The sequence below is a fragment of the Bradyrhizobium sp. SZCCHNS3002 genome, from assembly GCF_032377435.1.
Lineage (GTDB): Bacteria > Pseudomonadota > Alphaproteobacteria > Rhizobiales > Xanthobacteraceae > Bradyrhizobium.
Window position 1 is genome coordinate 311830 of the sequence record NZ_JAUHHY010000008.1, and the last position, 19462, is coordinate 331291.

Sequence of the window (19462 nt, forward strand, 5' to 3'; positions counted from 1 at the left end):
TGAAGGCTTGGAGGATGGGCGTGGCTGTTGTGCACGATTTGACCCCGCAGGACGTGGCCCAGGGGATCGCGGAAGGGCGAATTCTTCTGGTTGACGTGCGCGAGCCGAATGAAGTTTCTGCGGAAGCCTATCCCGACGGCGTCGTCGTTCCGCTGTCGGGCTTCGACCCGAAGCTGATCCCGGATCCGCAAGGCAAGGACGTCGTGTTCGCCTGCCGCTCCGGCAAGCGCTCGGTCACGGCCTCGCTGGCCGCGCAGGCCGCCGGTCTGCCCTACGACAAGCATCTCCAGGGCGGTATGCTCGGCTGGAAGGCGGCTGGCCTGCCGACCAGGACTGGCGGCTGACAGGCGATCATGATCTCGCAGAACAAGGTCTTTGCCGACCTGCCCGTCACCATTTTCGAGCAGATGTCGCAGCTCGCGCGCGACAACGACGCGATCAATCTGGGGCAGGGCTTTCCCGACGATCCGGGTCCGGAGGATATCCGCCGTGCCGCGGCCGACGCGGTCCTCAACGGCTACAACCAGTATCCGTCGATGATGGGCCTGCCGGAGCTGCGCCAGGCCATTGCCGCGCACTACAAGCACTGGCACAAGCTCGATCTCGATCCGATGAGCGAGGTCATGGTCACCTCCGGCGGCACCGAGGCGCTGACGTCGGCGATCCTGTCGGTGGTGGAGCCGGGCGACGAGGTGATCTGCTTCCAGCCGGTCTATGATTCATACTTGCCGATCATCCGCCAGGCCGGCGGCATTCCGCGCCTCGTCCGTCTGGAGCCGCCGCACTGGCGGCTGTCGGAGGAGATGCTGCGGCAGGCGTTCTCGCCAAAGACCAAGGCGGTGCTGTTCAACAACCCGCTCAACCCGGCCGCGGTGGTCTACCCGCGCGAGGATCTCGAGCTGCTGGCGCGCTTCTGCCAGGAGTTCGACGCGGTCGCGATCTGCGACGAGGTCTGGGAGCACGTCGTGTTCGACGGCCGCGCGCACATCCCGCTGATCACCATTCCCGGCATGCGCGACCGCACCATCAAGGTCGGCTCGGCCGGCAAGATCTTCTCGCTGACGGGCTGGAAGATCGGCTTCGTCTGCGCCGCGCCGCATCTGCTGCGCGTCGCCGCCAAGGTGCATCAATTCCTGACCTTCACGACGGCACCGAATCTGCAGGTCGCGGTCGCCTACGGCCTCGGCAAGTCGGACGACTACTTCATCAACATGCGCAGCGAGCTCGCGCGCAGCCGCGACCGGCTCACGGCCGGTCTCGAGAGCCTGGGCTTTCCCGTGCTGAAGGCGCAGGGGACCTACTTCCTGACCGTCGACCTTTCGCCGCTCGGCCTCAACGAGACCGACGAGCAGTTCTGCCGCCGCATCGTCAACGACTACAAGGTGGCCGCCATCCCGGTGTCGGCGTTCTACGAGACGGATGCCGTGACGTCGGTGGTGCGGTTCTGCTTCGCCAAGAAGGACGCAACCCTGGATACGGCGCTGGAGCGCCTCTCGGACGCCATCCACCGGCGCTAGGAGACACGAGTGATGACGCGCGGCTGCATGGGTTCGGCTCTGGCGCTGGCTGTCGCGGCGCTGACGCTCACGGGGGCGGCCGGTCGCGCAGAGGAGCGCGTCGTCAACTTCTACAACTGGTCGAACTACATGGCGCCCGGTGTCCTTGACGACTTCACCAAGGAGACCGGCATCAAGGTGGTCTACGACACATTCGACGCCAACGAGACCCTGGAGACGCGGCTGCTCGCCGGCAAATCCGGCTACGACGTCGTGGTGCCGACCGCGTACTTCCTGCAGCGCCAGATCAAGGCCAAGATCTTCCAGCCGCTCGACAAGTCGAAGCTGCCCAATCTCGTCAATGCGTGGCCCGTCGTGACCGAGCGTCTGGCCACCTACGACCCCGGCAATCAGTTCGCCGCCAACTACATGTGGGGCACGACCGGGATCGGCTACAACGTCAAGGCGGTCGAGAAGATCCTGGGGCCCGGCGCGCGGATCGACAGCTGGGACATGGTGTTCAAGCCGGAGAACCTCGCCAAGTTCAAGGACTGCGGCGTCCACATGCTGGATTCCGCCGACGACATCTTTCCGGCGGCGCTGAACTATCTTGGCCTCGACCCGAACTCGACCAGGCAGGCCGATCTGGAGAAGGCGGCCGAGGTGGTCGGCAAGGTCGCACCATCCGTGCGCAAGTTTCATTCGTCGGAATACTTAAGCGCGCTCGCCACCGGCGAGATCTGCCTCGTCGTCGGCTGGTCCGGCGATATCATGCAGGCGCGCAGCCGCGCGGAAGAAGCAAAGAACGGCGTCGAGATCGGCTACGCAATCCCGAAAGAGGGCGCGCAGATGTTCTTCGACAATTTTGCGATTCCCACTGACGCTCCGCACGTGGCCGAAGCCTATGCGCTGATCAATTATCTCTACCGGCCCGAGGTCGCGGCCAAGAACTCCGACTTCCTGTCCTATGCCAACGGCAACCTGGCGAGCCAGAAGCTGATCGATCCAAAAATCTTTGGCGACAAGAACATCTATCCGGATGAGACGACGCTGAAGAAGCTGTTCGTCATCACCGCCCGCGAGCCCGCGACGCAGCGCGTCATCAACCGGCTCTGGACGAAGGTGAAGACCGGGCGGTAGCCAGCGCTGCTGCCGGCATTGCGAACGCTGCGAAGCAATCCAGGGCTGAGAAGAAGATCTGGATTGCTTCGTCGCGTTGCTCCTCGCAATGACTCCGCGGGATTACCCCAGCCGATGCATCGCGCAGAGCTTGTTGCCGTCGAGGTCGCGCAGATATGCCAGATAGAGTTTGCCGGCGGAGCCTTCACGAACGCCGGGCGGATTTTCGCAGCTGGTGCCGCCGGCTTCGAGCCCGGCTGCATGCCAGGCGTCTGCCTGCTCAGGTGAGTTGCAGGCAAAGCCGATCGTGCCGCCATTGGCGTGCGTGGCCGGCTCACCGTTGATCGGCTTCGACACCCCGAAAATGCCGGTCGGCGTGATGTAGAAGATGCGGTGGCCGTCGACCCGTGCCGGCCTCACGCCGAGCGTTCCCAGCAGCTTGTCGTAGAAGGCCTTGGCCTTGTCGAGGTCGTTGGTGCCGATCATCACATGCGAAAACATTCGCGCTTGTCCTCCCTGCAGCTTCCGAACAGCCGTCGGATACGCGACCAAGGTAGCGAGCGTCGATGGATGAGGTAAGCGTTTTCTTTGAACGGCCCGTCAGCGGTAAGTGGTGCTGCAGCGCTTCCCCGCAGCGGAGTTTGTCCGGGCGCGGGCTACCGCCAGCGCCGATGCAGCCAGAGCCATTGCTCGGGATATTCGCGGACCCAGCTCTCGACGACGTCGGTGATCGCCTGTGTCGTGCCCTGGATGTCGATCTGACCATCGGCCGTCCGGACCGGCTTCACCTCCTCCGAGACTTCGGCGCGGAAGCGGTTGCCGGGAAGGCGGATGATGCGGACGCCGTGCACGGGGCATTCGACCTGGCGTAACAGACGGGCCAGCATCGGATTGGCGCGGGTCTTGCGGCCGAAGAAGGTGACCTCGACGCCACCGGTCAGGTACTGATCGACCAGCATGGCAACGTGCTGGCCGTTCTTCAGCGCCTGTGCCAGCCGCAGCGGCGCGTCGCGGCCGGCCGGGACCAGTGTGCCCATCTTGACCTGCCGTATCTCCTGGATGATGCGGTCGGCAGCGGCGATGTTGGGCCGGCGATAGAGGATCGCCGTATCGAGCTTATGGGCGACCGCCGCCAGCGCCGGCATCTCCCAATTGGCGAGGTGGCTGGCAAAGATCAGCGCCGGCTTGCCGTCGAGACGGAGCTGATGAAACAGCTCATGGGTGCGCGGCGACAGCTCGATCCGGCTGCGCTCCGGATGAGCCTCGTCGTAATCCCAGATCTTGTCGAGATGGGCGAACTCGGCGCCGACGCGGCCGAGATTGTCCCACACGCCGGCAAGGATTTTCTCGATCTCCTCGGGCGATTTCTCCGGAAAGGCCGCCGTGAGATTGTCGCGGCCGATGCGCTGCTCGCGCAGCCGCGGACCGATCCACTGCGCGAGGCGCGCGAAGCGGTCGGCCGTCTTCTGCGGATCGAAATAGCGCGTGGTCCTGAGCATGCCGACCGTCAGCGCGCCGACGGCGGACGCCCCGGCCGACTTCACGGCTCGGCGGATCACGAGCTTGGTCCGGAGGGGCAGGAGACTCATCGATGTGACAGGCGGATCAGGCCGGTTCGCGCGTCAGGATCAGCGAGGCGTTCTGGCCGCCGAAGCCGAACGAATTCGACATCACGGTGGTGACGCGCGCATCGCGGGCCTTGTTGCCGACGACGTCGAACAGGATCGCGGGATCCGGAATGTCGTAGTTGATGGTCGGCGGAATGCGCTGATGCTCGAGCGTCTGCAGCGAGAAGATCGCCTCGACCGCGCCGGCCGCCGAGATGGTGTGGCCGACCATCGACTTGTTCGACGACACCGGGATCTTGCCGGTGTGCTCGCCGAACACGGCGGAGACGCCGACATATTCCATCTTGTCGTTCTCGGGCGTGGCGGTGCCGTGGGCGTTGATATGGTCGATCTGCTCCGGCGCCATGCCGGCATCGGCGAGCGCCTTGCGGATGCAGCCGATGATCGGCTTGCCGTCCGGCGAGGAACGGGTGCGGTGGAAGGAGTCGGTCAGCTCGCCGCAGCCGGCGACGACGCCGAGGATCTTGGCGCCGCGCGCCACGGCCGCGTCGTAGCTTTCCAGCACCAGCGCACCGGCGCCCTCGGCCATCACGAAACCATCGCGGTTCTTGGAGAACGGCTTGGAGGCGGCCTGCGGCGGGTCGTTCTGGGTCGACAGCGCCGACAGCAGCGAGAAGCGCACGAGCCCTTCCGGATTGACCGAGCCTTCGGTGGCGGCGCATAGCGCGACGTCAGTCTCACCGCGCCGGATGGCTTCGACGCCGAGCTGGATCGCGGTCGCGCCGGAGGCGCAGGCAGTCGACAGCGAGATCGGCGAGCCCTTGGTGCCGAAGGTGTCGGACAGCGAATCGGCGACGGAGCCGAACAGGAAGCGGTGGTGATAGTTGACGAACTTGCCGCCGCCGCAGACCTTCAGCAGGTCGTCATAGGTGAACTGAGTGCCGCCAACCTCATGCGCGAGCTCCAGGCGCTGCGGCCACTCGATCTCGACGGGCGCCACGGCAAGAAACAGTGGGCCCGGGAAGTCGCCCTTGCTGCCGATTCCAGCCTGCGCGATGGCTTCCTCGACGGCCATGTGGCCGAGCCGCTCGGACAGGCCCGTCGACGTGAACGGCGCCACGGGGACGAAATCGACCGTGCCGGCCATGGTCGTCTTCAAGCCGTCGATCGGAAAGCGCGTGATGGTGCGGATGCCGGACTCGCCGGCCACGAGCTTGTTCCAATTATCGGACTTGCCGGCCCCAAGGGAGGTGACGATGCCCATCCCGGTCACGACCACGATGGGGCGTCCAAACTTGTCGCGTACACTCATGATGTCCCCCGTCGCGTCTTCTTAAGGCCGTACCGTGTTCACTTGACTGCTTCGACCAAGGCCATGCCTTCGCCGCGGTAGTGGCCGGCGCCGACCACCACGATCTGGGTCGGAGCCTCCTTCATCTCTGCCTCCACACCCGAGGCGTCGCCCGGTGCGAACAGGGCGCCGCGCGAGATCGAAAGTGCGGCAAGCGCCAGACCAAGCGCGAAATGCGCTTCCATCGTGTGGCCGAAGCGGGTCCCGCTCGAGCGCACCGCGAACGCCTTGTGATGGTCGAGGAAGGCGCGCTCCTCCGAGGTCACCGGCTCCGCACCGGTCGCGCCCGTGATGATGGCGCCGGGGGCCTCGTGGACGTCGAGCGCCGACCATAGACGGTCCAGCGTTCCGGTCACCGCGCCTGCCTCCTTGCGGCGGGCGCGGTCGGCGACGACCTTGCTGAGCCGCGCCAGCGGCTTGGCGCCGCGGGCTTCGGCATGCGGCTTGGATTCCAGCACCAGGAACGCGCCGGCCGATCCGAGCGCGAAGCCCGGATGGTCCTTGCGGGACCAGACCGGCTTGAATTCGTTCTTCAGATTGTAGTCGCCGAACTCGTACAGCACGAGCAGATCCTTGCGCTCGCCATTGTGCGAGCCGCCGACCAGCGCGATGTCGCTCTGGCGGCCGGCGATGCGGGCCAAGGCGATCTTGAACGCGTCGACGCCCGCAACCTCCTCGCCCATGAAGGTGCGCGAGGTGCCGCAGACGCCGTGCGAGATCGCGATGTTGCCGGCGAGCAGGTTGGACAACTGCGCCAGGAACAGGGTCGGGCGCAGGTCGCTCATCAGCCGGTCGTTCAGGAAGCCGGGCGTGCAATTGCCCTGGGCCTCCGCGTTGAGGATCGCGGTGTCGACGGAGATGTCGCGCTCGCCGCCGCCCGCGGCCACGATCATGTCCATCCGGGACAGGATGTCCTTGTTGCCCTTGAGGCCGGCGGAATCCAGCGCAAGCCCGGCGGCATAGGTGCCGATGCGCTGCCACGCCTCCATCTGGCGCTGCTCCTTCTTCGGGATCTGCGCTTCCAGATTCACCTTGGCCCAGGGATGCACGATGTAGGGTGCAAAACCCTGCTCGTCGACGTTGATCTGGCCGGCGTTGAGGGCCTCCCAGTTCGCATCGAGTCCCTCGCCGAGCGAGGTCGCAAGGCCGATACCGGTGATCCAGACTTCGACGGGCTCGGAGGTCACGGCTGTCGTCTCACTCATCGCTGTAGGACCTGTTGCGGAAAGCCGACGCGCTCGGCGACGGCGTCCATGTGTCCGCGCAGCTCCGGATTGGGGAAGGGGACGTGGCTGAAGGTGATCGTCGCGTTCGAGCGTAGCTTGCCGCCGACCTTCACGCGCGCTTCGGTCATGGCATAGCCGGAGCCCTCGTGCAGCACGTTGGCCTCGACGGTCAGCACCTCGCCCGGCGACACGAAGCCGCGCATCTTGGCCTCCTTGACCGCGGCGAGGAACGGCATCCGCTCGAACTTCATGAGCGCGAGCAGCAGCCAGCCCGATGTCTGCGCCATCGATTCGATCAGGAGAACGCCGGGCATGATCGGATAGCCCGGGAAATGTCCTTCGAAGATCGTGCTTTCGGTGGGGACCTTGGCTTCGACGGTGATGGCCTTCTCGTCCAGCCGAAGATCGAGAATGCGGTCGATGAGCAGGAAGTATTCGATCTGCATGGCAGGCGCTCACGCGCCCTTGGCGGCGACCAGCTCGTCGATGCGGGCGCACAGGTTCTTCAGCACGAAATACTGCTCGGTGCTGGCTTTGCCGTCGTTGACTTCCTGCGTCCACTTCTCGAGTGGCAGCTTGATCCCGAAGGCCTTGTCGATCGCAAACGCGATGTCGAGGAAATCGAGGCTGTCGATGCCCAGATCGTCGATGGCGTGGCTATCCGGCGTGATCGTGTCGCGCGGGATGTCGCAGGTTTCAGCGATGATCGTGGCGACCTGATCGAATGTTGAGGACATCACTAAGCCTTTGATATTTTGGAGCTAATCCGGTAGGTGGCGACGGGAGGACACCGCGCCCCCGGGGGCGTCTGATGCGAGCCCTTTTACCCCCGTCGCCCGGGGAGTCGTGTGCCCGTATATCGGAGCGACGCGGTGAGTTCAATGGAGCCGGACACGGCGGTTGTGGCGGGATTGTGATGCCCCGCCGGCCGCGGCAGCCGCGTCCAGCAGGGGATCAGGGCGTGTAGGTCTCGGTGATGATGCGGGCGCAGTCGCGCCGTCCGGTCAGCAGGCAGTCCTGGGTCTTGCGCAGGTCGGCAATGCTCATCGCCAGCCAGATGCCGATCGCGGTCAACGCGACCGTGAAGGCGATGGCGGCGATGTTGGCCAGGATGCGGTGACGGAAGTCATCGGGCTCCTCACGCGGCTGCTCATACCGGGAGAGATCGAGTGTCGGCTGCTCGCGCCGGTGCAGCTGAATCGGCGGACTGCCGCCCTCGGCCGCGCGCCGCACCGGACTGCTGCGCGGCCGGAACGGCACCACGCGATGCTCTTCCTCCGCTGCAATGGGGCGCTGGGACTTCATGCCTCGACTCCGATGGTCCTTTTTAGCACGCGGGCCCAACCTCTCACAAAGAAACTTTGCCATAATTGAGCTGCATCAGCAAAACATCTCCCTCCTCGGATGCATCCAGTCGGCGCCTGCTCCGCGGGTGATTGGAACCTGCCGCGGTCGGTCCGAACGGCGTCGCAGCTCGGGGAAGATGCGCTGGAACGGCTCGGCAGGCGTGGCATAATGCTGATCATCCCCCTGGAAGCCCAGCCATGGCCAATACCCGCGAGCCGCTGCTTCATCCCGTGCCGATCCTGTCGCTGCGCCCGACCCAGATGACCGTCGGCATGCGCGAGGTGAAGGAGAAGCGCGAGCGCTGGCGCGAGCACAAGTCGAAGAAGAAGCAGGCCGAGCTGCTCGGCAAGCACATGATCCCGGTGGTGCTCGGTCCCGACGAGCGGCACTACGTCGTCGACCACCATCACCTCGCCCGCGCGCTCCATGACGAGGGCGTCAAGGATGTGCTGGTCACGGTGATCGGCGACCTCTCGATGGTCGATCGGGAGGCGTTCTGGGGCGTGATGGACAACAAGCGCTGGGTCTATCCTTACGACGCCAAGGGCGTGCGGCGGCATTTCAAGGACCTGCCGAAGACCGTCGCGAATCTGAAGGACGATCCGTTCCGCAGCCTGGCCGGTGAGCTGCGCCGCGCCGGCGGCTTTGCCAAGGACACGACGCCGTTCAGCGAGTTCCTATGGGCCGACTTCCTGCGCCGCAAGGTCAAGCGCAAGACGGTCGAGACCCATTTCGCCGCCGCCATGGAGCACGCGCTGGCGGCCGCAAAGAGCCACGACGCGGTCTATCTGCCCGGCTGGTGCGGGCCGGCGTCGGACGACTGATCGTCTCACTTGGTCTTCGGCAGCCGCCCCATCAGGTAGAACTCGTCGTTGGGCCGCATGCCTGTGACATTCGCCATCCGGTTCGACAGCGCGAAGAATGCCGCGATTGCGGCGATGTCCCAGATGTCGTCGTCGCTGAAACCGTGGCCGGCCAGCGCCTTGAAATCGGCGTCCCCGACGGTCTGCGCCTCGAGCGCCACCTTCATCGCGAAATCGAGCATCGCCCGCTGCCGCGGCGTGATGTCGGCCTTGCGGTAGTTGATCGCGATCTGGTCGGCGATCAGGGGACTCTTGGCGCGGATGCGCAGGATCGCGCCATGCGCGATGACGCAATACTGGCACTGGTTGGCGCTCGAGGTCGCCACCACGATCATCTCGCGCTCGGCCTTGGTCAGCCCGCCGTCCTTCTCCATCAGCGCGTCGTGATACGCAAAGAACGCGCGGAACTCGTCCGGCCGGTGCGCGAGTGTCAGGAACACGTTGGGCACGAAGCCGCTCTTCTCCTGCACGCCGAGCAGCCGGGTGCGGATGTCGTCCGGCAAGGCGTCGATTGCGGGAACGGGAAAGCGGCTGATGGGAGCTTGCGTCATGGCAACGGGTCCGGCGTGCGTGGCAGGGGGCGAACCTTAGTCGATCGCCGCGCAGGCGCAACGGTCCAGCTCAGCCCATCACCTTGCTTTTGGCGACGTGCCCGCAACGCCTCCTCGGGGCGTCATCGACCGGGATTTGAGAGCGGCGGCCGCCGTGTTTAGCGCAGCGGCTTCTTCAACAGGGAGAAGCGGTCCGGATCGAGCCCCATCGACGGCTGCAGCATTGGCGCGTCCAGCGATGCGGACATACTTCCTCGATCCCCGAGGTTGCCGGCGCCGCCGTCGCCGCTCGAGGCGTCCCGGCTCGAGGTCGCTCCGCGCCAGCGCTCCAGCACGGCACTGACGAAATGCATGTCGTGTCCGGCATTCACCGAGCGGACGGTGGCGATCGTCGCCTCGCTGCGCGGCAATTGATGCAGCGGCACCTCCTTGAAGCGCAGCCGGGTCGGCAGCGCGACGCCTTCGCCGAACGCCAGCACCTCGCGGGTGCCGAGCGAGGGGACGAAGGAGAGCAGGTTGGCGGCGGCGTCCGACACCGCCGAGCGCAGCAGCGACTGGTCGCGCTCGTTGGCGAGGCGCATCGTGAACAGCGTGTTGCACTGGGAGATGATGGTGGCGTCGAGCTCGGCCGGCCGCTGGGTGATCAGGCCGAGATAGACGCCGTATTTCCGGCCTTCCTTGGCAATGCGCGAGATCGCCTTGCGGGTCGGGCCGAAGCCGATCGAGCGGTCGGCGGAGGCGTAGCGGTGGGCCTCCTCGCAGACGAACAGCAGCGGCGAGACGCCGTCGCTCCACAGCCCGAAATCGAACGCCATGCGGCACACCACCGACACGACGGAATCGACAACCTCGGCCGGGAAGCCGGCGAGCTGCATCACCGTCATCGGCCGGCCATTGGCGGGCAGGCGGAACAGATGGCTGATGACCTCGGCCATGGTGTCGCCGCCGACATTGGCGTTGTCGAACATGAAGGCGTAGCGCGGGTCGTTGCGTACGGTCTCGATGCGCGAGATCAGCTTGTGATAGATGATGCGCGAGGAGCGGTTCTCGAGCTTGCCCATCCGCTCGTCGATCAGGTTGATCAGGTCGACGAGGCGGTAGGGCACCGGCGTATCGACGGTGTAGCCGACCATCTTGGGGTCGACGCGCTTGAGCCCGATGCGGTCCGTGTTCTGGTACTGGGTGTAGATGCCCTTCGCCAGCGGGATCACTTCGGCAAGGATGTCGAGCTCTTCCGGCACGCCCGGCCGGCCGCCGAACAGGACGTCGACGATCTCCTCGAAATTGAACAGCCAGAACGGCAGCTTCAGGTTGCGCGGGTTCAGCACCAGCGCCTTTTCACCAAAGCAGCGGCCGTATTCGTTGTGGACGTCGAGCAGGAAGATGCGCAGGTTCGGCCGCGCCTTCAGGATCTCGTTGAGCAGCAGCGACACGCCGGTCGATTTGCCCACGCCGGTCGATCCAAGCACCGCGAAATGCTTCGACAGCATTTCCTCGACATTGACACAGGCGCGCACGGAGGTGTCCTGCTGCAGCGCGCCGATGTCGATGTGGTCGCCGGCGGTCGGCGTGTAGATCGTGCGCAGCTCCTCGCTCGTGATCATGTCGACGGCGTCGCCGATGGTCGGGTAGTGGGTGACGCCGCGTTGGAACTTGGGCCGTTCGGCCGGCCCGAGAATCTCGCCGAGCAGGTCTACCGACGCCGTCGCGACGTATTCGCTGGCATGCGAGAGGTCCTCGCTGGTCACCTCGGTGATGATCGCAATGATCGTGGCGCTCGGGCAGCGAATGCTGATGAAACGGCCGACTGTCGCGCGGATATCGGAGACGTTCATCTGCTGTTTCGACAGAATGCCGACGCGGGCCTGGGAGCCCCGCACCGAGATCACGCGTCCGAAGGATGTCACGGTCATGAAACCTGTGGTGAAATTGTTGAGCTGACACCTTCTCTGCTGGGACTGGAAAATTTGTTAAGCGGGCAATGTTTGTGAACGCGCCGGCGCCCGGTCCGGCCGTCGGAGGGTCGCGCGGAGCGTTGCGATCGCGCCTCCTCAATGGGGCCTAACACTTTGGAGTGTAAGGATTTCTGCATCCTTCCCTAAAGCGTTGCGCGAGCCGTTCGGGTTAACGTCCGGTTCACCATCTCCAAGGCTCTTCCTTCAGGGCTCTTCGGCGCTGGACGCCCCGACCCCGAAAGCAACCTGGATGGGTTGCCGCACCGATCCGAAAGCCGTCCGGCCGCTCAGCGATTTGATCGCAATCAATCTGGAACCCGGGCGTGCCGGCTATATCTTTCCCGTCAAGCGCGAGGGAGCGGATGCCGGCCGATCTCGTCGGATGACATTGGTCGCGCCCATGCCGTTGCAGACCTGATCCTCGCGTGAAGCAGGAGGATGATGTTATGGCTGAACCTACCAAGCTGCCCGTCAACACCGAGAAGGCAGGTGCGCCCTCCATGCAGGGATGGCGGCCGTTCGAGAACCTGCGCCGCGAGATCGATCGCGTGTTCGAGGACTTCCATGGCGGGATCTGGCGCACACCGTCGCTGTTCGACCAACTGCCGGGTCTGGCCCGCGCACGGTCCTTTGCCGTGGCGCCGGCGGTCGACGTCGCCGAGCACGACAATGCCTATGAGGTCACGGCTGAGTTGCCCGGCCTCGACGAGAAGAACGTCGAGGTGAAGGTTGCGAGCGGCGTGCTCTCGATCAAGGGCGAGAAGCAGGAGGACAAGGAGGAGAAGAAGAAGGACTATTACGTCCGTGAGCGCAGCTTCGGCTCGTTCGAACGCTCCTTCCAGATCCCCGACGGCGTCGACACCGACAAGATCGAGGCCGTGTTCAAGCAGGGGGTGCTCAAGGTCACCCTGCCGAAGAAACCCGAGGTACAGAAGGCCGCCAAGACCATCGACATCAAGGCGGCGTGACCGCATCCTGTGGCTTTCTGTCCCATGATCATGGGACAGACGATGGATCGGACGCCGAGGAAGGGCCGCGCGCGCGGCCCTTTTTTTCGTGGAGCTGCAGGGGTAATCTGCTTCCCAAGCAAACGCGGTCGGCGATGCCGGACCGGGGAACGACCGGAAGGAGACGAGAGGATGGGCAAGCTCGCACTGGCGGCCAAGATCACGCATGTGCCGTCGATGTATCTCAGCGAGCTGGACGGTCCGGCCAGGGGCAAGCGACAGTCGGCGATCGACGGTCATATCGAGATCGGCCGGCGCTGCCGCGAGGCCGGCGTCGACACCATCGTCGTGTTCGACACCCATTGGCTGGTCAATGCCGGCTACCACATCAATTGCGCGCCGCATTTCGCTGGGCTCTACACCTCGAACGAGCTGCCGCACTTCATTGCCAACATGACCTATGAATACGACGGCAACCCGGAGCTGGGCCACATCCTCGCCGAGGGCGCCAACGCCCATGGTGTTGCCACCATGGCCCACGATGCGACGTCGCTGGCGCTGGAATACGGCACCTTGGTGCCGATGCGCTACATGAACCCCGACCGCCACTTCAAGGTCGTCTCCGTCTCGGCGCTGTGCACCTCGCATTATCTCGCCGACAGCGCCAAGCTCGGCTGGGCGTTCCGCCGCGCGGTCGAGGATCATTACGACGGCACGGTCGCCTTCTTCGCCTCGGGCTCGCTGAGCCACCGCTTCGCCCAGAACGGCACCGCCGACGAGTATCGCGACCGGATGTTCAGCCCGTTCCTGGAGCGGCTCGACCACGAGGTGATCCAGATGTGGGAGCACGGCGAGTGGCCGGATTTCTGCGACATGCTGCCGGAATATGCCAGCAAGGGCCATGGCGAGGGCTTCATGCACGATACGGCCATGCTGCTGGGCGCGCTCGGCTGGAACCACTACGACCGCGGCGTCGAGGTGGTGACGCCGTTCTTCCCGTCATCAGGGACGGGCCAGATCAACGCGGTGTTTCCGGTCTCACCGATGCCGCAGGCGCTGGACGACGTCGGCCGGCCGCGCGCCGCCGCGCTCGCGGGCGGTCGGCTGTAGCGCCGCTCACCAGACCTCCGGATGCCGGAACATCTCGATGATGTCCTCCGGATAGACCTGATCGGCGGTCGCCGTGAGCCCGGCTGGTCGCCGCCATTTGCTCGGTGTTGAACCGCGGCGTCGGCGGCGCGACCAATGCGGGATGGACCGGAGGCCGGTGACCGCTCAATGCTGACGAGAATTCTGTTGCTGACCGCGATGCTCATCGTGCCGGGCATGGCGGCGGCGCAAGTGCCGCATCGCGAGGCCTGCAACGTCGAGGCCGACATCATCGACCGCGATCCGAACGGCGCCAATGTCCGCGCGGAGCCAGGCGGCGGCATCGTCAATGCCTTGAAGAACCCGACCAGCGACGGCTGGATCGTCGTGCATCTCACCGCGCAGCAGGGTGACTGGTTCGAGATCGACCGGGCCGTGCTGAACGACGTCGAGCAAGGCAAGGAGACCGTGATCTTTCAGGGCAGGGGCTTCCTGCATCGGAGCATCGTCGGCGCCGGCGGCCTGCAGAACGGCGCGGCGATCTACCGCGATCACGCCACATCGAGCGCGAAGCTCGACCCGCATGCGAGCGGTGACCAGGCGGTCGAGCTGCTCGGCTGCTTCGGCGACTTCGCCAGGATCCGCGTCAAGAAAGGCGTCGGCTGGACGCGGCAGCTCTGCACCAACATGGTGACGACCTGCTCGTGAGCGGCTGCGCCCTCTGATGCGATCCTTCAGGCCGCGTGGCGTTGATGCGACAGCCGCTCGCGCTCGCACCGGCACTCGGCCGCGAACTGGCGCAGCCGCTCGATCGTCAGCGTGTCGGTGATGCTGCGCGCGAGTCGCTCGGCGCGTTCGATCTGGTCTTCGAGGTCCATCAGCTTGGTCATGTCCCGTCTCCCTGGCCAGACAATTTGAAGCAAATTGCATCGTTCCGGCCGGATGAGGATCGTGGTGAATGACGGGTTAATTCCGTGATCGGGCGCACCTTGGCGAGATCGTGAAGTCGAGGAGACGATGCGAGGCGGGGACCGGCAGGACAGCGTCGTCGACGCAGCGCAAGCGTCGCATTCAGCCTCGATCGCGGCGCCTCTGTTGTGATCGGGCGGGCCGTTCGCTAGCATGGACGCCTCACCGCGCCCAGGGAAGCGTTCCATGCCTCGCCGGAAAGTCGATTCCGACGAAACCATCGTCGTCGCTCCAGAGCTGCGCTCGCCCAAGGCTGTACAGCTCCTGACGAGGATGCTCTCCCTGGATCGCGAACTTGGCGCGAGGCAAGTGCTGGACGTCGATCAGTTGCTCGACCTGGCGCAAAGCCGCGTCGGCTCGGTGCCGCTGGGGACGCACAGCGAACTGCATCTCGAAGGGATCAGGCGCCTGGCAGGCTCGATCGCACGCGATACCCACTATGACGATCTCGGCCGCTACATGGCGAGCCACTACATCTATGGCTGGCTCGAGCGGTACCTTCAGTTCGAGCAGGATGTGGCCGACTTCCCCGACATCGTCGACGTGCCCGTTGCAAAGCCTCTGTTTCTCGTCGGTTTCGGCCGGACCGGAAGCACGTTTCTGCATCATCTGCTGGCCCTCGATCCCCAGGCGCGGGCACCGCGGCTCTGGGAGTTGCAGGAGCCGTCGCCACCGCCTCGTCGGGAGACGTATGAGACGGATCCGCGGATCGACCGGCTTCGCGTGCACGCCGATTTTAGGTCGGCCGTGATGCCGGATCTGCACAAGATCCATGAGTTCGCCCCCGCGGCCCCCGAGGAGTGCCAGCTCATGATGTGGCACGGCCCGCAGCACATGATCCTCGGGCTGAGGTCACCGGACTATTGGCAATGGTTCCGAGGGGTGAGTCCGTCAGAGTTGGACATGCTGTACGCCGGCTACAGACGTCAGGTTCAGCACCTGCAGCTGTTTCATCGCGGCGGGCACTGGGTCAGCAAGTCGCTGGCTCATGCGCAGTTCTTTCCGGTGCTGTTCAAGAGCTTTCCCGACGCACGGATCGTTCGGCTGCATCGGGATCCCTGCCAGATCATTCCGGCCCTCGCCAGCCTGATCGCGCAGATGCAGATCGCCTATACGCCGCGCCTCGATGCCCACGACCTCGGCCAGCGCATGCTCGAGCTGTTCGAGCAGTCGATGGCCCGGATGATGCAGGCCGACGAGGAGGCGAGATCCGGCCAATTCATCGATGTCCTGTTCGAGGATTTGACTCGCGACCCGATCGCGACCGTTCGCACCATCTATGCGAAGTTCGGCTACGATTTCACGGGCGAGTTCGAGACCCTCATGCGACGGCACTTGCAGGCGGAGTCCATCAGCCGCCGTTTCAAGCATGTCTACTCGCTCGAGCAATTCGGATTGTCGCGGGCGCAGGTGCTGGCCCGGTCGGAAGAGTATCTCGCATGGGTGGAACGGCGCACGGGCGCGAGGCTCTGCCGGCCCGGTCGGTCCTGATCCAATCAGAACAGGAAACGCTAGCGGATCGGCGCTTGCCGGCAATAGTCGCGCCAGAACGTCCGATATCCCTGTTCCACATGCTGCGTGTAGAGCGCGCCGTTTCCGGCCGCTGAATGCGAGACCCTGGCCGGCAGCTCGGCGCGGAGCGCGGCAAGCTCGGCAGGCCGCGAGCAGAATTTCAGCGCTGTCGCGAGATAGCTTTCGTCGTCATCGGCGACCCACGCGTCCAGGCCCACTGCCTTGGCGATCGCGCCGCCCGCGCGGGCGGCAGGGCCGCTGCCGAGCTTGGTGACCACAGGCACGCCCATCTGCAGCGATTCCCAGGTCGAGATGCCGCCATTCTGCGGGAACGGATCGAGCGAGATGTCGATCTCGGCGAACATCGCAAGATGCTCCTGGCGCGTCGTCTTTCCTGCAAAACGGACGCGGTCCGCGGTAATGCCGTGAGCGACGAACCGTGCAACCAATCGGTCGCGCAGCAGGGGATCGCCCATCGAGTGGTTCTTGACGACGATGATCGAGCCGGGCGTTGCAGCCATCAGCTGCGACCAGAGTCTGAGAGCAGGTTCGGACATCTTGTCGATGCGATTGAACACGCCGAAGGTGACGTGGCCGTTACGAAGCATCGGCAGCGGCGATGGCGGAATGGGAGGCGGGGGTTCGATCGTGATCAGCGACGGCAGGTCGTAGATCTTTTCGGCGAACAGATGCCGGACCGCGGGTGGAATCGTCACCGGATCGGCCAGCAGATAATCCATGACGGGCAGGCCCGTCCCGGTGACGCTGCCGACGGCCGAGACCTGGACCGGGGCGGGCTTGCGCGCAAACATCGTGAGCCGGTGGCCGGCGGAATGCCCCGAGAGGTCGACGAGGATGTCGACCTTGTCGGCCTGGATCTGATCGGCGAGCTTGTCGTCGCCCCACAGCGAGGCGTCGACAAAGCGATCGACCAGCGAGCGGCACAGGTCGGTCTTCGCGTCCTTCATCGGCGAACAGGAATAGGCGAGGATTTCGAACTTGTTGCGATCGTGGTGGCGCAGGAGGGGGAGGAAGGCAAAGGCCGCTGAATGGTCGCGGAAATCGGACGAGACGTAGCCGACGACAAGCCGCCGGTCGGGGTCGATATTTCGCACGCCGAGCGCGCGGCGCTCCAATCGCGAGCCGATCGCATCCCACCAATATCTCCGCGCTTCCTGAAGACGTTCCACCCCGGTGTCGGGCAGGAAATCCAGCGCGAAGATCTTCTTGGTGATCGCGTCCTCATGGTTCGGTCGGATCGCGAGCGCGCGGTCGTAATGTTCGATCGCCGTGGCGGTGTCGCCCTGCGCTGCAGCGCAGACGCCGAGCAGGGTCCAGGCGATCTCCGAGTCCGGGTTCTGTGCCAGCACCTTGTTGATAACGGAGATCGCGAGCGCGATATTGCCATGGACGAGAGTGACCGTGGCCTTGCCGCAAAGTGCTTCTTCCAGCAGCGGCTCGAGCGCGCGCGCGGCGTCGAAATCGGCTTCCGCCTGGTCGAACTTGCCCATCTCCTGATACGCCCGGCCGCGCTGGGCGAGCACGGCGGCAGCCTTCGGATTGATCGCCAGCGCCGCATTCAGCGCGGCCAGCGCGGAATCGAACTCCCGCAGGTTCATGCTGGCCACGCCCTTGCCGAACAGGGCCGTCAGCAACCGCGGCTGCAGCGCCAGCGCGCGATCGAAGTTCTGACCGGCCTCGTCGTTGCGGCTCGTGAACAGCAGCGCCATGCCGCGATTGGCGTAGGCCTCGGCATAGTCGGGCTTCAGGGCAATGGCGCGGTCATGCGCCGATATCGCCTCCTCGAAACGGAAGAGGCTCATCAGCGCGTTGCCCAGATGCGTGAGCGCGGCCGGGAAGTTCGGCCTGAGCGCGATGGCGCGCTCGAAGCGGGCGCGAGCGTCCTCGTGGCGGCCGAGCCGGGACAGCGACAGGCCGAGATCAGACTGTGCGTCGGCCGAGCGCGGGTCGATCTCGGTCGCGCGTGTCAGCACGCGCACCGACTGGTCGAAGCGGCCGCAGTCCCGTTCGGACACGCCGAGCAGACGCAGGGCTCCGAAATGGTGCGGCAGGTCCTGCAGGATCTGCTGGCACAGGGCCTGAGCCTCCGGATGCCGGCCCTCGCGGTAGGCCTTGACCGCTGCCGGCAGCAGCACGTCCGCCTGTTTCTTGGCCCGCTTTTGCAGCCTTGCGTTCTGGAAGGCGCGGGAGCCGACGCTGCTTTGCAAGTGTGTCCTCCACGGAACCGGTCCATTGCTCGCAATGGTTGTTCCGTTCTCGCCGATTCGCAATGAGCAGACGTTAACGCGCGGGACCGCGTGCCGAAGGGGCGGACGCCGCAGCGTGTCCCGCATGGGCATGCAATCTCGGGCGTAGGGCAAAACCGAGCCGGATGCTTCTCAGATCACAAGGAGGAGGCGGTGGAGCTTCAAGCCGTCGCGGCAATGATCAAGCTGGCTGGGGAACCTGGATTCGAACCAAGACAAACAGAGTCAGAGTCTGTTGTGCTACCGTTACACCATTCCCCAACGGAATGCCCTGCAGTTTCAAGCAATTGCCGGACTGTTTGGCACCGTTCTGCGCGCCGGCCGGCAAAGCTCGGGCGGCGGCGACGCGTCCTTCTACCCGCATGTATCAGGCTTTGGCAAGCCGCTGGATGACGGATTTCCAACGTGCTCTGCCGCCCGTCGCGCCACGGGCTGGCCGGGTCTAGCGCTCGGCTCTCGCGGCCCGCGGCTTTCGCGGCGCGCCGTCCGGGCCGCCGCGCACCAGCAGGACCAGACAGGCGCCGAGCCGTTCCGCGATCTCGTCGTCGTCGATCGACAGCGGGCCGGGATCGTTGAGGATGGCGTTCACCAGGGTGCCGAGCACGACCTGGACGCCGAACGCGACCGTCTTTCGCGCGTCCGCTGTTCCCGACCGCGTGCGCGACGCCGCGCCGGCGCGCCCGCCCCCAGGCAGCAGCAGCGCCGCACGCTCCGACAGTGCCTGTGCCAGCTCCTTGAAGCCGCTCCAGTGGTTCGCGCCGCGCTCGCTGCGCACCAGCGCGGCTCGCAGCACGCCCTTGTGACGGCGCATCCACAGCACGGTGCCGCGCACCAGCAGGTGGCATTGCCGGTTCAGGTCGCCCGCGCGGGCGGGATCGGGCGGCTGGAGTCTCAAGAGCTGCTTCCGCCCGTCCGCCAGGGTGAGCGAGAGCAGGGCGTTGAAGTAGGCCTCCTTGCTGTCGAACCGGCTGTAGAAGGCGCCGACCGTTGCCCCGATATGCGCACAGAGGTCGCTGATCGACAGCTCCGCGAGGCCGCGCGTGTGCAGCAGCTCCGCGCCGGCCGTCAGCAGGGCAAGCGTCGTCTCGCGGCTGCGCTGCTGCCGCGACGGGGTGACGCCGGGCAGGTGGTCCGGCGCGATCCGCTGAGGCATGTCGCTGGCTCCCTCTAGAACAATAATCATAATTATGATTATGATCTGA

Annotated in this window: 20 protein-coding genes and 1 tRNA gene; 8 read left to right on the plus strand and 13 right to left on the minus strand. The window is 65.4% G+C overall.

Annotation, left to right across the window (positions count from 1 at the left end; all coding sequences use genetic code 11):
* The first annotated feature begins 14 nt into the window (after positions 1-14).
* From QW845_RS19130 to QW845_RS19140, 3 genes are read left to right on the plus strand one after another with little or no spacing between them, the layout of a single operon-like run.
* Entirely contained in the window at positions 15-344 is a 330-nt protein-coding gene (locus tag QW845_RS19130) for a rhodanese-like domain-containing protein (RefSeq protein WP_315714496.1), read from the plus strand.
* Positions 345-353: 9 nt separating this feature from the next.
* Entirely contained in the window at positions 354-1517 is a 1164-nt protein-coding gene (locus QW845_RS19135) for an aminotransferase (RefSeq protein ID WP_315803102.1), read from the plus strand.
* Between the two features lie 12 nt (positions 1518-1529).
* Positions 1530-2636, plus strand: coding sequence for a polyamine ABC transporter substrate-binding protein (locus QW845_RS19140; RefSeq protein ID WP_315803103.1), 1107 nt, complete (start codon positions 1530-1532; stop codon positions 2634-2636).
* A gap of 102 nt (positions 2637-2738) precedes the next feature.
* Here QW845_RS19140 and QW845_RS19145 read toward each other — a convergent pair whose 3' ends face one another.
* The 7 genes from QW845_RS19145 to QW845_RS19175 form a co-directional block, all read right to left on the minus strand.
* Entirely contained in the window at positions 2739-3116 is a 378-nt protein-coding gene (locus QW845_RS19145; RefSeq protein WP_315803104.1) for a VOC family protein, read from the minus strand.
* 155 nt (positions 3117-3271) lie between these two features.
* Positions 3272-4204 carry a lipid A biosynthesis lauroyl acyltransferase gene (locus QW845_RS19150; protein ID WP_315803105.1) on the minus strand — a complete coding sequence of 311 codons (933 nt, stop codon included), beginning with the start codon at positions 4202-4204 and terminating at the stop codon, positions 3272-3274.
* A gap of 16 nt (positions 4205-4220) precedes the next feature.
* Entirely contained in the window at positions 4221-5495 is a 1275-nt protein-coding gene (locus tag QW845_RS19155) for a beta-ketoacyl-ACP synthase (RefSeq protein ID WP_409997940.1), read from the minus strand.
* A 38-nt stretch (positions 5496-5533) separates the two neighbouring features.
* Positions 5534-6739 carry a beta-ketoacyl-ACP synthase gene (locus QW845_RS19160; protein WP_315803106.1) on the minus strand — a complete coding sequence of 402 codons (1206 nt, stop codon included), beginning with the start codon at positions 6737-6739 and terminating at the stop codon, positions 5534-5536.
* Entirely contained in the window at positions 6736-7206 is a 471-nt protein-coding gene (locus QW845_RS19165; protein WP_315803107.1) for a 3-hydroxyacyl-ACP dehydratase FabZ family protein, read from the minus strand. The genes QW845_RS19160 and QW845_RS19165 overlap by 4 nt, the downstream gene beginning before the upstream one ends.
* A 9-nt stretch (positions 7207-7215) precedes the next feature.
* Positions 7216-7497 (minus strand): acyl carrier protein, encoded by a 282-nt coding sequence (locus QW845_RS19170; RefSeq protein ID WP_006609130.1) that lies wholly within the window; start codon positions 7495-7497, stop codon positions 7216-7218.
* A 217-nt stretch (positions 7498-7714) separates the two neighbouring features.
* Entirely contained in the window at positions 7715-8065 is a 351-nt protein-coding gene (locus tag QW845_RS19175) for a hypothetical protein (RefSeq protein WP_315803108.1), read from the minus strand.
* A 239-nt stretch (positions 8066-8304) separates the two neighbouring features.
* On the opposite strand from QW845_RS19175, the gene QW845_RS19180 reads away from it, so the two are divergent.
* A complete protein-coding gene (locus tag QW845_RS19180; protein ID WP_315803109.1) occupies positions 8305-8931 on the plus strand; it encodes a ParB-like protein in 627 nt (208 codons plus the stop codon).
* A 5-nt stretch (positions 8932-8936) separates the two neighbouring features.
* Here the strand turns inward: QW845_RS19180 and QW845_RS19185 are convergent, their stop codons facing one another.
* Positions 8937-9521: a peroxidase-related enzyme gene (locus QW845_RS19185; RefSeq protein ID WP_315803110.1), complete on the minus strand. Its 585-nt coding sequence runs from the start codon at positions 9519-9521 to the stop codon at positions 8937-8939.
* Positions 9522-9679: 158 nt separating this feature from the next.
* Entirely contained in the window at positions 9680-11434 is a 1755-nt protein-coding gene (locus QW845_RS19190) for an ATP-binding protein (RefSeq protein WP_315803111.1), read from the minus strand.
* Between the two features lie 488 nt (positions 11435-11922).
* On the opposite strand from QW845_RS19190, the gene QW845_RS19195 reads away from it, so the two are divergent.
* From QW845_RS19195 to QW845_RS19205, 3 genes are all read left to right on the plus strand, one after another.
* Positions 11923-12444 (plus strand): Hsp20/alpha crystallin family protein, encoded by a 522-nt coding sequence (locus QW845_RS19195; RefSeq protein ID WP_315714485.1) that lies wholly within the window; start codon positions 11923-11925, stop codon positions 12442-12444.
* 171 nt (positions 12445-12615) lie between these two features.
* The gene (hpaD, locus tag QW845_RS19200; protein WP_315803112.1) at positions 12616-13533 is read left to right on the plus strand and encodes a 3,4-dihydroxyphenylacetate 2,3-dioxygenase; all 918 of its coding nucleotides are present in this window, start codon (positions 12616-12618) and stop codon (positions 13531-13533) included.
* A gap of 168 nt (positions 13534-13701) precedes the next feature.
* Positions 13702-14220, plus strand: coding sequence for a hypothetical protein (locus QW845_RS19205; protein WP_315803113.1), 519 nt, complete (start codon positions 13702-13704; stop codon positions 14218-14220).
* Between the two features lie 26 nt (positions 14221-14246).
* Here QW845_RS19205 and QW845_RS19210 read toward each other — a convergent pair whose 3' ends face one another.
* Positions 14247-14402, minus strand: coding sequence for a hypothetical protein (locus QW845_RS19210; protein ID WP_315803114.1), 156 nt, complete (start codon positions 14400-14402; stop codon positions 14247-14249).
* A gap of 232 nt (positions 14403-14634) precedes the next feature.
* Between QW845_RS19210 and QW845_RS19215 the strand changes: the two genes are divergently transcribed.
* Positions 14635-15972 carry a sulfotransferase gene (locus QW845_RS19215; protein ID WP_315803115.1) on the plus strand — a complete coding sequence of 446 codons (1338 nt, stop codon included), beginning with the start codon at positions 14635-14637 and terminating at the stop codon, positions 15970-15972.
* Positions 15973-15992: 20 nt separating this feature from the next.
* Here QW845_RS19215 and QW845_RS19220 read toward each other — a convergent pair whose 3' ends face one another.
* The 3 genes from QW845_RS19220 to QW845_RS19230 all read right to left on the minus strand — a co-directional run bounded on the left by QW845_RS19220 (position 15993) and on the right by QW845_RS19230 (position 19413).
* Complete coding sequence (locus QW845_RS19220; protein WP_315803116.1) at positions 15993-18221, minus strand: tetratricopeptide repeat protein; 2229 nt, start codon at positions 18219-18221, stop codon at positions 15993-15995.
* Positions 18222-18447: 226 nt separating this feature from the next.
* Positions 18448-18521, minus strand: a tRNA-Gln gene (locus QW845_RS19225).
* A 181-nt stretch (positions 18522-18702) separates the two neighbouring features.
* Complete coding sequence (locus QW845_RS19230; protein WP_315803117.1) at positions 18703-19413, minus strand: TetR/AcrR family transcriptional regulator; 711 nt, start codon at positions 19411-19413, stop codon at positions 18703-18705.
* Between the last annotated feature and the right edge of the window lie 49 nt (positions 19414-19462).